Below are 13,036 nucleotides of genomic sequence, written 5' to 3' on the forward strand. Positions count from 1 at the left end.
CAATTAATTTTTAACTAATAACATGATTCCGGACAGAAACAGCAATCCTAACATAATTCTCTTTAAAAAAAGCTCATTTAATTTTAAATACACCTTTTTACCTAATATCAAAGCCAGTATAAAAAAAGGTAAAACATACAATGAATTGTACAATTGATTTACGGTTAAAATCCCTTCAAAAGCAAGGATAGGAATTCGCATCAATGTTATCAAACCCAAAACACCGAACATAGTGGCGCGTAAAATCTTCACATCTGAGGTTTCGTTTTTTACAATTACTAAATATAAAGGTCCGCCTGTTGAAAAAACACCCGAAAAGAAACCACCTAAAAAACCAAAAAAATATTTCATTTTTGAGATCAACTGGATTTCTTTTTTTGCTTTTAAACTATTTAAAACAAACAGAATAATAAATACACCCAACGCTTTTTTTAGAATCATAGGCTGGCCATATGCTAGGACTATAATTCCAATTAATAGTCCAAAAAATGACGATAACGCTAATTTTTTAAGAAGTGGTTTGTCAATGTAATTCCATTCTTTGTAGACGTGAATAGGAGTTGAGATAAAATAAAATATTGATAAATACCCAATTGCGTCTGGTAGCGGCATTACAAATAGTAAAAATGGTAACGCAATTAAAGCACCCGCAAATCCGGTAATGGTTTGAACAAAAAAGCCAGTAAAAATCCCAATAGTAAGCAGCAATAACATCATATCCATAGTGCAAAATTAGAATAACACCTACTTAAATTAAAATTTAATCAACGGATTTAGCCTCATTATTCCATAATATAAATGTAATTTAGCCCAAATTAAAACTTTATTTATGGTAGATGCGCTTGATTTTAAAATAATAGAAAGTCTTAAAGTTAATTCCAGAACTTCATTTGTAGAAATTGGCAAACAAATAGGACTTTCACCATCATCAGTTAGAGAACGTGTTCAAAAATTAGAAGATGCTGAAGTTATAAAAGGATATAATGTTAAACTCAATAATAAAAAACTTGGCTTTGGTTTAGAAGTTTTTATTATGTTCAAATTATTTAGTGGAAAGCTTCAAATATTTTGTGATGATTTGAATCGGTTTCCTGAAATATATGAAGTCTACAGAATTACTGGAACACATAATATTTTCATGAAAGTTGTTTTAATCGATCAATTGCATCTGCAACAATTTATCGACAGACTTTTAGTTTATGGAGAACCAACAACACATTTAATCTTATCAGATTTAAAGGATTTATAGTTTCTTCTAACTGATTTTTATTTTTTTGATTGTTAAAACAGTAATCTAAATATTTATCAAGTACGATTCCTTATAAATTTTTTGATATACATCTTTACTGAACATGAAGAGTTGAGAAGGTCTTTTTGAAACGCCAACTTGCTTTTCATCCAGGGCAATAATGTACTTTTTCGTTAGCAGTTTTCTCCTGAAATTGCGATTGTCAATTTCATTTCCTAATATAGATTGATAAGTGTCCTGCAATTCATTGAAGGTGAATTTGTCTGGCAAAAGCTCAAAAATAATAGGTTTATACAATGCTTTTTCTTTTAAATCGGCATAGGCCTCATTGATAATATCTTTGTGATCAAATCCTAATTCCGGTAAATCATGAACTGGAAACCACTCTGGATTATGTTTGTTATTTTCTAAATTAACTTCTTGAGTTTTTAATAAAAAATAATAGGCTATAGTTATCGTTCGCTCATTAAAATTTTCATTTTTGGCCCAAATAACATCTTTTTCATTCATCAAACGATTTGGGTCTCCAAAAACCTTAAATTGTTTTTTATAGACATTATCAAGTCCAGTTAACTCCTTCAATACTCTAGTAGCGGTTTCATCTATCGTTTCATTCTCTAATGTGTGGTATCCTGTAAGAACATAATCATCAACCAGAGGTTCTAAATTTTCTTTAGATTCTAAATAGCGTTTTATCAATAATACGTTAAGTGATTTTGCATTGACGTCAAACCCAAAAACGACGCAGTCTACAGATATATTTGGTATTATTTGAGACATCATAAGATAACAAAGAATATAATTAGTTTTTGGAAGATTGCAATATTCTGCCTAATCTTCTAATAGTACAAAACTAATGATTTATTTGTAATTATATATTTCTTGTAAAATTCTCTTTATTTTAAATTAAACGTCAGTATTACGTTATATGTAATTTATAACAAATTAATTGTTATTTATTAAAAACACACGTTATGAGCTTTAAATTTACCATTATTAAAGATATATTTACTTTTTTTTATTGTAAATTAAAAAAATATAATACATTTGAAAAATAATATTCAAAATGACGCTTAATAATTAAAAACGATAATGATAATCACAAACTCAAACTTTACGCAAATTATTTAATAAATCTACTAGCAGTTAAACCTCCTTTTAGAATATTAACCAACTATTTTATAGCCAAAATTTTTAAGACTAACCTACATGCAAAAAGCACTTTTTATATTCTTATTTTTAATACTATTCATGCCAATATATTCACAGGTAGTTATAACTAATTCAAATTTTTCATTGGGAACTACAGGACGTATCGGCGTTGGGCTTTCTCCAAATGGGGAAGGAAATATGTGGAAACCGTTAAATCTTTCCGGTCAAGGTTCATTAGGAGGTCGTTTAGAACAAACCGACTATATCGATATATTACCTGCTATACACTTTACTCCAAAAATTGACGGTAAAGACAACACAAACGTAACTTTCCAAATGCGTTTAGGAATGTATTCTGCTAATGGACAATTTGTGGGGAATGTGAGTTCCCGATCCAATAATGGGTTGACTTTTATCCTTCCTGAAGCATACATTGAAGCCAGAAATATCATGGGTAGTAAGTGGTCTGCGTGGGCAGGATCTCGTTTTTGTCGCTATGATGACATTCACATCAGCGATTATTTTTATTTTGATGATCATTCTGCGCAAGGTTTTGGCGTAAGCCATAAAAACACCGAACTAACCATGCTGATGCCCGCTTCTGCTGATTCAACAAATGTCTATCCTTACAATTATGAAGTTACTATTGACGGTGCGACAAATCCTGCCATTCGCCAACGCATGGTTTGGATTGGTGAACACAGCATTCATTTGAAAAATGATAATGTGGTTAAACTTTTGGGTGAATTTCATTATGTTTCTGCCAATTCAAAAAATGCATCTAAAAATTATCCTTCGGATAACGGCTGGGTAGCAGGAATTAAATACAACAAACCGTTCAAAACTGCTTTACCAGGTTCATTCAATCAGTTTTCGGTACGATATGGCTCCGGAATTGCAAATGGAGGCGATAACGGAAATACTTTTACTTGGGCAACTTACGGAGCCCCAGATTCTGAAGGAAAATATAGCAATGCATATTCCTTTACTATGGTAGAACATTTTCTGCTAAACCTCTCGCAAAAATTCAGCATAAACGGATATGGCATTTTCACAAAAAGCAAAGGCGGTTCTGCAAGTACAAATACGGACGAGTATTTCAATGGGAATCAATTGTACAATCAAAAAATAGATTTCGTAGTTGGTTTCAGAAGTTTCTATTATGTAACGAAGTGGTTGCACTTAATCGAAGAAGTGCATTATGCGGTACGAAAAGACGGTGATAATCCAGAAGCCAATATGTGGAAATTTTCTTTTGTTCCTACCATTGTGCCATTAGGAAAAAAAGATCCTTGGAGTCGTCCTCACATTCGTCTTGTTTGCACATTGGCGCACTACAACGATTACGCTCGCAATAATAACTATTCACCTTTTTTACAAGTAAACCAAAAACGTTGGGGCTCTTTTATTGGAGTAAAAACTGAATGGTGGTTATTTTAATAAATAAATTTAAAATTATATAGATATGCCAATTTTTGGAACAACAATTTTATCATTTATCCCCGGATGGAGTGCCGAAGGAGGTCGTTTTGCAATAGAAAAAACCGCAGAATATGGTTTTGATATGCTTGAAATTATTTTACCGGCTTCATTGGATTTCGATGCTAAAAAAACAAAAAAATTACTTGACGAAAACCGCATTTCAGGTCATTGTACGTTGAATTTACCCGCAAACTGTCACATTCCTTTATATCCGGAACAAGCAACCTCGCTTATAAAATCAGCTCTTGACAAAGTAGCCGAAATGGACGGTGATTTTCTGGGAGGTGTGTTGCATTCTGCTATTGGAACATTTACTGGAAATCCTTGTACAAAAGAGGAGAAAATAATCATTCAACAAGTATTTATCGAAATTGCTGATTACGCAAACAAACGTAATATCATTATTGCTCCAGAACCTATTAATCGGTATGAAAGTTATGTATTTACAGCAGCAGATGAAGTTTTAGATATGATTGAGTCAATTGACAAACCTAATATAGGATTACATCTGGATACTTTTCACATGAATATTGAAGAACGAAATTTCTATGACCCCATTATTCGTGCAGGAAACAGATTAAAACATGTGCATATAACGGAGAGTGATCGCGGTATGACTGGAGAAGGTAACGTTCATTGGGATGATTTTTTCAAAGCTTTGGCAGCAATTAACTACCAAGGTCCACTTGTTCTAGAGAATTTTTCTTCAGAAATCACAGCATTAGTTGGCCCAACTTCCTTATGGAGACCTTCAAAATATAACTCGGAAGATCTTGCCAAAGGCAGCCTTGAATTTATGAGGGAAATGGTCGATAAATGGTATACGAATCAAATATAATTAAACCTAAAAAAAGTAATTACTTAATGCTTTTTTTTAAAAATTGCAAAAAAATGAAAAAGAAATTAAACGGTGTTTGTTTTGGAGAAATCCTTTTTGATGTTTTTCTGGAACACAAAAAAATTGGTGGTGCTCCGCTAAATGTAGCTTCAAGATTAAATTCGCTAGGAGGAAAGGTTTCTGTTATCAGTGGAGTAGGGAACGATGCCAATGGAAAAGAATTAATAAAATATTTGAATGTTTCAGGGATTAATACCGAGGCCGTTCAAGTAAAGGATAAGTATCCCACAGGTTTGGTGAACGTTATTTTGAACGAAAAAGGAAATGCTTCGTATGATATTAATTATCCTTCAGCATGGGACAAAATTGAAACTTCAAACGAAAATATTTCAATTGTTGAAAAAGCAGATTTTTTTGTCTATGGAAGTTTATCTTCAAGAGATTCAGTTTCAAGAAATACATTGGAACAACTTTTAGCTGTTGCAAAATATAAAATATTTGATGTGAATTTAAGAGTTCCGCATTATACCAAGAAAAATGTTTTGGATTTATTGCAAGCAGCTGATTTCATTAAGTTTAATGATGATGAGTTAAATGAAATTTGCGAAGATTTAAATTCGAATAAAAAGTCATTGGAGCAAAATATTAAATTCATTGCAAAGGAAACCAACACTGATATGGTCTGTGTTACTTTAGGATCTCATGGAGCAGTTTTATATTGTAATGATACTTTTTATCATAATTGTGGATTCAAAGTTAATGTTGTTGATACTGTGGGTTCCGGAGATTCTTTTTTAGCTTCATTAATCATAATGTTACTCAATGGAGAAGATCCTCAATACGCCATTAATTTTGCCAGTGCTGTTGGCGCAATTGTCGCTCAAAACGAAGGAGCAAACCCTGTCATTTCTCAATCGGAAATAGATGATTTTTTATGTGGTTTTGAACAAACAGATTGTAAAACCAAAGAATCCGCAGCTATTCTTAATTAACAAATTAAACAAACCAAACAATGAACCAATTCAAAAAAACCCCTGTAGTCAGTAAGGAATTCGCTTTTCAATTTATAATAATAACCATATTATTTGCGCTGTGGGGAATTGCCAATGATTTAACAACTCCGATGGTTTCAACTTTCAAAAAAGTGATGCCGGAGCTTTCAAATACACAAGCCTCATTAGTACAATTTGCTTTTTATTTCGGCTATTTTTTTATGGCATTACCAGCTGCATTATTCATTAGAAAATACAGCTATAAATCAGGAATAATAGTAGGACTTTTATTGTATGCGACAGGTGCTTTTTTATTCTATCCAGCAGCACATTACCAAAGTTATACTTTTTTCCTTGTTTCATTATGGGTAATTACTTGTGGTTTAGCGTTTCTTGAAACCACTTCAAATCCTTTGATTTTATTCCTAGGCAATAAAGAAACCGCAACACAACGTTTGAATTTAGCGCAGGCTTTTAACCCAATTGGAGCAATAACCGGATTGGTCATGGCTCAGTTTTTAGTTATTAAAGAAATAAAATCAGATGATTATTCGCAGGAAGCCTACAAAGCTTTAACTTCAAGTGAATTAGCAAGTATTAGAGGAAATGATTTAGATGTAATTAGCATCCCGTACATTGGATTAGGAATTTTTGTATTAGTAATTTTAATCATTATTATTTTAACAAAAATGCCTAAAACGGCACAAGAAGATAAAATGTCTGTATCAGAATCATTTAAAAAGTTATTTGCCAATAAAAATTACAAACATGGAGTTATTGCGCAGGCTTTCTATGTTGGTGCACAAATTATGTGTTGGACTTTTATTTTTCAATATGTTGACAACATTAACAAAACATTCGGATTAGAATTGACGGCCACATATTACAACATAGTTGCTATGATTTTATTTTTATTGGGCCGATGGATTGGAACTGGTTTAATGAAGACCATAAATCCTTCAAAAATATTAATGGTTTTTGGTATTGGAGGTGTATTATGTGCTGCTGGAGCTATTGTATTACAAGGAATGCCTGGATTAATTTCGCTGATTTGTATTTCTATTTTCATGTCGATTATGTTTCCAACTATCTATGGAATTGCTCTAAAAGATATGGGAGACGAAGCAAAAATTGGGTCTGCAGGTTTAGTCATGGCTATCGTTGGTGGCGCATTGATGCCGGTTATGCAAGGAAGTATTTTGGATTTAGGCGGTTCTGGTTTTGCTGATATTAAATTATTTGGCTTTATTCCTGAAGTTAATTTTTCTTTTATTTTACCTTTAATTTGTTTGGTTGTAGTTGCGTACTATGGATATAGTACGCTTAAAGTATCTAAGGAAATTTAAGTTTTAGATATTTTTGTATTGATAGATAACTCGTCTAAAATAGTTTCAAATATGATGAAATTAGTGCAAAAACTCAAATATTCTATTGTTATTATTTGCACTATAATTTATATTATGTAAAATAAAATGTATAATTATATTGTAACTATACATTCAACAAAATAAAAAACAGCATTACCTATTGGCAATGCTGTTTTATAATTTAAAAGAATTTTACTTTACTGAAACTGGTATAATCCAATTATCCCAACTTAAAGAAATAGTATTTTTATCCATTGTATAAACTAATTTTTCAGCTTTTGATTTAGCAACTTTTTGCTTTACTGTAACTCTTAGCTGATCTTCTTTTTCTTTATATTTATAAGCTCCCCATTGTTTAGCTTCTTTATTAAAGATAACAATACACTCCTTATCATTTGGTATTATGAAGAAAGAATATTTTCCTGCAGGTAATTTTGATCCTTCTACGGTAAGCTCTTTGTCTATTTCAAAAGTTGTTGCGTCATTTGCACCAGCGCGCCAAACTTGATTAAACGGAACTAATTTACCCCAAATTTCTCTATCTCTTACTGATGGACTTCCATAATTAATTGTAATTGTAGCACCATTTATTTTCCCGGAAACCACTTCCTTTGTACTCGTAGGTTTCTCTTGAGCATTTAAAGAATTTATAACCAAAAATGCAATAAGTAAAAGATGTATTTTTTTAAGTAATCTCATGATTTAAAATGATTTAGTTTAGCTCATAAAAATAAAATAACTTCATTTAATTTAGCATAATTCCCTTTAATTTTAAGAAAAAATTATGAACTTTATAAATTAGTTGTTTTACTACTGTATTGACAGTATTATAATTTATTATTTTGTTATTTTTACAAACAATACACCACTTATTTGACCAACTATGAATACAATTGCTGAGCACATTGCCGATTTTTTAAAGGAATATCCACCATTTAATCACTTGACATTTGAAGAGTTATCTGAAATAGCTACTAGCATTAGAGTTGTAAATTTAGAAAAACATAAAACATTATTCCAAATTAATGATGTATTGCACGACAGTTTTTATGTTGTTGCTTCAGGTACTATCAATTTATCTGTGATTTCAGATGCTGAAGAAACTTTATTAAATAAGTGTCATGAAGGTGATATTTTTGGATTACGTCCCTTTTTTGCCAAGAATAATTACATGATGACGGCTAAAGCAAGAGAAGAAAGCATTGTTTATGCCATACCAATCGCTACTTTCCGTCCTTTTGTAGTCAATAATTCAGAAGTTCTAAACTTTTTATTAGAGAGTTTTGCAACAAACACGCGAAATCCAAATGACAAAGAAAATTTAAGAGGCAAACTTATCTCTGACAATGTTTTCTATTCTGATCAGCAATCAGAAATGCAATATTTTCAATCTTTATCTTATAATATTTCACCATTAAAAGCAACAATTACCGCAATTGTACAAGAAGTTGCTCAATTAATGACTGAAACATTAAAAAACAATATAATCATTTGTGATAACAATTTTCCTATCGGAATTGTGACTGACAGTGACATGCGTTCCAAAATTGCAACCGGTCGATTTCCTGTAACAGTTTCGGTAGATAAAATAATGTCATCTCCAGTAATTACTGTTGTTGAGAATGTTTCCTTGGCCGAAGCTCAATTACTGATGTTGAAACATAACGTAACCCATTTGTGTGTGACACTAGACGGAACTGATAAATCTGATGTAAAAGGAGTCATTTCTGAACATGATTTAATAGCTGCCCAAGCTAATAATCCTGGCGTTTTGATTAAAGAGATTAAGCGTTCCCAAAATCCTAAGGAATTAAAACAAATTAGAGAGCGTTTAACAGATTTGATTCAAACCTCTATTTCTAAAAATATACCACTTTCTCACGTTTTTAATATTGCCAGCGAAATTAATTTAGCGATTATTAAACGTTCTGTAGAGTTATCAATTTTAGATTTAGGCTCACCTCCTGCCCGTTTTGCGTGGTTAAGTATTGGAAGCCAAGGAAGAAAAGAGCAGTTATTATTAACAGATCAAGACAGTATTTTAATTTTTGAAGACGTTTCGGCTGATAAATATCGTGAGGTAAAAGATTATTTCCTTAAACTTGGAAAAAGAACAACTGCTACACTCGAAAAAATTGGTTATGAATTATGTCCAAACGGACACATGGGAAGCAATATGCTTTGGTGTAAATCACTGACTGATTGGACAAAACAATATGATAGCTGGATGAATACTCCAGGTGAAAACAGTAATGATTTAAGTAGTATTTTCTTTGATTACGAAATCACTTTTGGAGAACAAAGAATCGAAGATGCCATTGGAAATGTTGTTTTTAAAAATGCAAAAAACAATACTCTATTCTTTGACTTCTTAGGAAATGATGCGTTAAGAAAAAATTCACCATTGACTTTTTTCAAAAATTTCATTGTAGAAGAAGAAGGTCTAAACAAAGATAAATTTGATATAAAAACACGTGCTTTGATGCCATTGATTGATGGTGCACGTTTGTTTACTTTAAGTTTTGATATTCGAGGAATCAACAACACCTTTCAGCGATTCAAGCAGTTAGCAATTGCTGATCCTAAACATGCTGAAATTTACCTTAATTGTGCTGAAGCCTTTTTGATTTTATCAAAATTCAGAACCTTAGAAGGCTTAAAAAATGATAATTCAGGTCAATTTATAAATTTGAATGAATTATCAAAAATTGACAAAGAAAAATTAAAGAATGCTTTAGCTCCTATGAGAGAATTGGAAGAATTAATAAAAAATAAATTTCAACTTACTCAATTTTCATAATTATGTTAGACTGGTTAAAAAATATTAATAAAGAATATCCAGAATTTTGGAAAACCTATCTTTCTAAATTTGATAAGAAATCAAACCGATTTGTTGTTCTTTCTACAGAAACTTCTGGCTTAAATCCCGTGAAAGATGTTATTTTATCCATCGGTTCTTTTGCAGTAATCGATGACAGTATTGTTATTGGGGATAGTTTTGAAGCCGTATTACTACAATACAAGTTTCTTCATGATAACGGTCTTTCAAATGAATTTTTGGTGGAAAGTAAAATGAAAAAACTTGGCGAATCCGAGGCCATAAAATTATTGATAGAATTTATAGGTAATTCAGTTTTAGTTGGTCATCACATTGATTTTGATGTTGAAATGATTAATGCAGCATTAGAAAGACTTGACTGTGGAAGATTAAAAAATGAAGCTTTAGACGTTGATATTATGCATAGAAAATTGCATGATATCAATGATAAACAATTTTCTCTTGACGAACTTTGTACAGTGTATAACATTCCTAAAAGTGACCGAAATTCATCTGCGGAAGATGCTTACAAAACTGCTTTGTTGTTTTTGAAATTAAAATCAAGACTGGGAATAAAATAATATTATTCCCAAAAATGTAATAATTTTTTAATCCAGTACAGTTATTCCTTCCCAAAACCTTCCGTGATGACTGATAGAAACGGGTTTTTCTATTTTTGAATAGGAATCAATTATAAAAGGAATTCCATTTTTTTTTAAAATTGCAACAGCAGGACTAATACTTTTAATCTTTTTAAAATATTCTTTTTCGAGAACAGCAATCGTGTAAATTGAATCGTTTTCGATTTTGCTTTGGGTAAAATAAATTTTTCCTTTGATGGATACAGTTCCAAAAGTTGCGTTTTCGTAAAAACATTCTAATTGTAAAGGAAAAAAACCACGAATTCCAGTTTCCCGATTATAGATTTTGTAAGCCGCTTCCTTTCTGCTCCATAAATTCCAAACCATAACTTCTGGATTTTCGGCATCAGTAATTAGTAATTGCTCTTTTACAGTAAAGATTTTATCTAAAAACCGGCTTCGTTTCCAATTGCTTTCTTTTCTGGCTAAAGCCAAATCTACGATGTCGTTTCCAATCATTTTTTACTAGGAATTCACTAATTTTTCTCTGACAATTTAGTTTCAATAATTTCCATCGCTGCTTTTACGTTAGCCATCCGTTCCATAGCTTCATTATCAATTACAATGTCATATTTCTCCTCAATATCTAAAATAACATCTACTAAATTAGCAGAATTAATCTTTAAGTCATTTATAAAATCAGTGTTTTCAGTGAGGACATCAAATGCTTCTTGATTTTGAATATACGGCTTTACTATATTTTTTAACTCTTCAATTGTTTGTTCTTTATTCATGTTTTTTTGCTTTTTGTTAATGTATTGAATTCAAGATTAGTGAATTTGTGATTAAATATATTTCGTGAAAATTACGCATCCATTCACATCTCCAAAACCAAAACTGGCCTTTGCAATTATATTTAAATCCTTTTCAATCAGTTGTTGTGCTATTCTCGATTCATCAATTATTGCTGTAATTTCAGGATGTAAATCGTCACAATTGATATTCGGAAAAACAAATCCGTGACGCAATTGCAATACCGAAGCCACACTTTCTATACTTCCCGCACCTGACAAACAATGACCTACCATTGATTTCAAGGAGTTTATGTATGGGAATTCTTTTCCTTTTCGTCCTAAAGCTTCACTCCAATTCTGAATTTCAAGACTATCTTTTGATGTTGCTGTCAAATGACCGTTGATTGCATCGATATCATTAGCAGTAATTCCTGCATTTGCAATGGCATCAGTTATGCATTTCTTTACAGCAATAGGATTTGGCGCAGTCATCGTTCCTAAACCGCGTTGTCCTCCAGAATTTACATTTCCACCCAAAACTTCAGCATAAATTGTAGCGCCTCTATTTAATGCGCTTTCTAAATCTTCCAAAACCAAAGCTCCAGCTCCACTTCCGGGAACAAATCCAGAAGCACTTGCAGACATTGGTCTTGATCCTTGCTCTGGATATTCATTATGTTTAAAAGTACAAACTTTCATAGCATCAAAGCCACCCCAAATATAAGGTCCAGAATCGCTTGTACTTCCAGCTAAAATGCGTTTTGCCTGTCCTGATTTTATACGCTCATAAGCCATCAAAATACTCTCCGTTCCGGTTGTACATGCTGAGGAATTAGTGGAGACTTGGTTTCCGAGTCCTAATTTCCCTCCCAGATAGGCACTCACGCCACTATTCATAGTTTGAGCTACGGCTGTACTGCCAAGTCTTCTCGTTTGAAAATCATCAATTTTATAAATGCTTTCGCGAAATTTATCAATTCCAGAAGTTCCTGTACCAAAAATAGTTCCGCTGTCCCAATCTGGTTCTTCATTAATTTCCAAAGACAAACCAGCATCTTTCCATGCATCAATCCCTGCAATTACACCGTATAAAATCCCAGTAGAATTGAAGTTTTTTAACTCTAATTCAGAAAAATATTTTAAAGCTAATTCAGTAGAAATCTCCGGTTTTCCTGCTATTTGACAAGAAAACTGTAATCGCTCCAACTCAGCGTCGTGCTTGATTCCTGAAATTCCGTTTTTGATGGCATGAGTAAACGTATCAAGTCCTACTCCATTTGGAGCAACAACACCAAGACCAGTAATTACGACACGTTTTTTCATTTATTTAGAAATTACTATTCCTGCAATTATTCCTGTACAAACCTCTTCTCCTTTTTCATTTTTCATTCTTACCTTACATTTCAATTTCCCGAATCTAAAATATACTTTTTCTGAAATTACGATCACTTTTTCTTTAGGAAAGACAGGTTTTAAAAACTCTATTTCTGTTGATGTTAAGGCGATTGAAGTATTTCTATTAAATGAATCATCCAATAAAAAAATTCCTAAACAAACCAATCCAATTTGCGCCATAACTTCCGTTAAAATCACTCCTGGAGTCACTGGATTATCTTTAAAATGTCCTTTGTAAAAATCAAGATTTTTATCAAAAAAATAGGTGCCTTCCACCCCACTTTCATCGATACGGATAATTTCATCCACAAACAAAAATGGCTTAGAATACGGTAATTTTGATATAATTTCTTGGTTGTTCATTTTCT

14 protein-coding genes are annotated in these 13,036 nt (G+C 31.9%); 7 read left to right on the forward strand and 7 right to left on the reverse strand.

Annotated features, from left to right (window positions below):
- Window positions 1–3: 3 nt before the first annotated feature.
- Window positions 4–723 (reverse strand): sulfite exporter TauE/SafE family protein, encoded by a 720-nt coding sequence (locus QLS97_RS15310; RefSeq protein ID WP_282717857.1) that lies wholly within the window; start codon window positions 721–723, stop codon window positions 4–6.
- A gap of 106 nt (window positions 724–829) precedes the next feature.
- Between QLS97_RS15310 and QLS97_RS15315 the strand changes: the two genes are divergently transcribed.
- A complete protein-coding gene (locus tag QLS97_RS15315) occupies window positions 830–1,249 on the forward strand; it encodes an Lrp/AsnC family transcriptional regulator (protein WP_282717859.1) in 420 nt (139 codons plus the stop codon).
- Between the two features lie 45 nt (window positions 1,250–1,294).
- Here QLS97_RS15315 and QLS97_RS15320 read toward each other — a convergent pair whose 3' ends face one another.
- Window positions 1,295–2,032 carry an NUDIX hydrolase gene (locus tag QLS97_RS15320; RefSeq protein WP_282717861.1) on the reverse strand — a complete coding sequence of 246 codons (738 nt, stop codon included), beginning with the start codon at window positions 2,030–2,032 and terminating at the stop codon, window positions 1,295–1,297.
- A 468-nt stretch (window positions 2,033–2,500) separates the two neighbouring features.
- On the opposite strand from QLS97_RS15320, the gene QLS97_RS15325 reads away from it, so the two are divergent.
- The 4 genes from QLS97_RS15325 to fucP are packed head-to-tail and all read left to right on the forward strand — an operon-like array spanning window position 2,501 to window position 7,059.
- A complete protein-coding gene (locus QLS97_RS15325) occupies window positions 2,501–3,841 on the forward strand; it encodes a carbohydrate porin (protein ID WP_282717862.1) in 1,341 nt (446 codons plus the stop codon).
- A gap of 25 nt (window positions 3,842–3,866) precedes the next feature.
- Window positions 3,867–4,721, forward strand: a complete 855-nt coding sequence (locus QLS97_RS15330) for a sugar phosphate isomerase/epimerase family protein (RefSeq protein ID WP_282717864.1) — start codon at window positions 3,867–3,869, stop codon at window positions 4,719–4,721.
- Between the two features lie 53 nt (window positions 4,722–4,774).
- A complete protein-coding gene (locus QLS97_RS15335; protein ID WP_282717866.1) occupies window positions 4,775–5,713 on the forward strand; it encodes a carbohydrate kinase family protein in 939 nt (312 codons plus the stop codon).
- A gap of 20 nt (window positions 5,714–5,733) precedes the next feature.
- Window positions 5,734–7,059 (forward strand): L-fucose:H+ symporter permease, encoded by a 1,326-nt coding sequence (gene fucP / locus QLS97_RS15340; RefSeq protein ID WP_282717867.1) that lies wholly within the window; start codon window positions 5,734–5,736, stop codon window positions 7,057–7,059.
- Window positions 7,060–7,272: 213 nt separating this feature from the next.
- Here fucP and QLS97_RS15345 read toward each other — a convergent pair whose 3' ends face one another.
- On the reverse strand, window positions 7,273–7,779 hold the full coding sequence (locus QLS97_RS15345; RefSeq protein ID WP_282717869.1) for a DUF2911 domain-containing protein: 507 nt from the start codon (window positions 7,777–7,779) through the stop codon (window positions 7,273–7,275).
- A 184-nt stretch (window positions 7,780–7,963) separates the two neighbouring features.
- Between QLS97_RS15345 and QLS97_RS15350 the strand changes: the two genes are divergently transcribed.
- Window positions 7,964–9,880, forward strand: a complete 1,917-nt coding sequence (locus tag QLS97_RS15350) for a DUF294 nucleotidyltransferase-like domain-containing protein (RefSeq protein WP_282717871.1) — start codon at window positions 7,964–7,966, stop codon at window positions 9,878–9,880.
- A 2-nt stretch (window positions 9,881–9,882) separates the two neighbouring features.
- On the forward strand, window positions 9,883–10,479 hold the full coding sequence (locus QLS97_RS15355) for a 3'-5' exonuclease (RefSeq protein ID WP_282717873.1): 597 nt from the start codon (window positions 9,883–9,885) through the stop codon (window positions 10,477–10,479).
- 27 nt (window positions 10,480–10,506) lie between these two features.
- On the opposite strand, the gene QLS97_RS15360 is transcribed toward QLS97_RS15355, so the two are convergent.
- Genes QLS97_RS15360 through QLS97_RS15375 form a run of 4 tightly spaced genes read right to left on the reverse strand, consistent with a single transcriptional unit; the run spans window position 10,507 to window position 13,031 of the window.
- Complete coding sequence (locus tag QLS97_RS15360; RefSeq protein WP_282717875.1) at window positions 10,507–10,998, reverse strand: 4'-phosphopantetheinyl transferase family protein; 492 nt, start codon at window positions 10,996–10,998, stop codon at window positions 10,507–10,509.
- 17 nt (window positions 10,999–11,015) lie between these two features.
- On the reverse strand, window positions 11,016–11,273 hold the full coding sequence (locus QLS97_RS15365; RefSeq protein WP_282717877.1) for an acyl carrier protein: 258 nt from the start codon (window positions 11,271–11,273) through the stop codon (window positions 11,016–11,018).
- Between the two features lie 51 nt (window positions 11,274–11,324).
- On the reverse strand, window positions 11,325–12,596 hold the full coding sequence (locus QLS97_RS15370) for a beta-ketoacyl-[acyl-carrier-protein] synthase family protein (protein ID WP_282717879.1): 1,272 nt from the start codon (window positions 12,594–12,596) through the stop codon (window positions 11,325–11,327).
- Window positions 12,597–13,031 carry a 3-hydroxyacyl-ACP dehydratase FabZ family protein gene (locus QLS97_RS15375; RefSeq protein WP_282717880.1) on the reverse strand — a complete coding sequence of 145 codons (435 nt, stop codon included), beginning with the start codon at window positions 13,029–13,031 and terminating at the stop codon, window positions 12,597–12,599.
- Between the last annotated feature and the right edge of the window lie 5 nt (window positions 13,032–13,036).

The organism is Flavobacterium yafengii (assembly GCF_030010375.1).
GTDB classification, from domain to species: Bacteria; Bacteroidota; Bacteroidia; order Flavobacteriales; family Flavobacteriaceae; genus Flavobacterium; species Flavobacterium yafengii.

Bases quoted from the DNA above. Each gene is read 5' to 3' on its own strand.
- QLS97_RS15330 (WP_282717864.1), top strand. From the start codon at position 3,867: ATGCCAATTTTTGGAACAACAATTTTATCATTTATCCCCGGATGGAGT.
- fucP (WP_282717867.1), top strand. From the start codon at position 5,734: ATGAACCAATTCAAAAAAACCCCTGTAGTCAGTAAGGAATTCGCTTTT.
- QLS97_RS15310 (WP_282717857.1), bottom strand. From the start codon at position 723: ATGGATATGATGTTATTGCTGCTTACTATTGGGATTTTTACTGGCTTT.
- QLS97_RS15315 (WP_282717859.1), top strand. From the start codon at position 830: ATGGTAGATGCGCTTGATTTTAAAATAATAGAAAGTCTTAAAGTTAAT.
- QLS97_RS15350 (WP_282717871.1), top strand. From the start codon at position 7,964: ATGAATACAATTGCTGAGCACATTGCCGATTTTTTAAAGGAATATCCA.
- QLS97_RS15320 (WP_282717861.1), bottom strand. From the start codon at position 2,032: ATGATGTCTCAAATAATACCAAATATATCTGTAGACTGCGTCGTTTTT.
- QLS97_RS15370 (WP_282717879.1), bottom strand. From the start codon at position 12,596: ATGAAAAAACGTGTCGTAATTACTGGTCTTGGTGTTGTTGCTCCAAAT.
- QLS97_RS15325 (WP_282717862.1), top strand. From the start codon at position 2,501: ATGCCAATATATTCACAGGTAGTTATAACTAATTCAAATTTTTCATTG.
- QLS97_RS15335 (WP_282717866.1), top strand. From the start codon at position 4,775: ATGAAAAAGAAATTAAACGGTGTTTGTTTTGGAGAAATCCTTTTTGAT.
- QLS97_RS15345 (WP_282717869.1), bottom strand. From the start codon at position 7,779: ATGAGATTACTTAAAAAAATACATCTTTTACTTATTGCATTTTTGGTT.
- QLS97_RS15355 (WP_282717873.1), top strand. From the start codon at position 9,883: ATGTTAGACTGGTTAAAAAATATTAATAAAGAATATCCAGAATTTTGG.
- QLS97_RS15375 (WP_282717880.1), bottom strand. From the start codon at position 13,031: ATGAACAACCAAGAAATTATATCAAAATTACCGTATTCTAAGCCATTT.
- QLS97_RS15365 (WP_282717877.1), bottom strand. From the start codon at position 11,273: ATGAATAAAGAACAAACAATTGAAGAGTTAAAAAATATAGTAAAGCCG.
- QLS97_RS15360 (WP_282717875.1), bottom strand. From the start codon at position 10,998: ATGATTGGAAACGACATCGTAGATTTGGCTTTAGCCAGAAAAGAAAGC.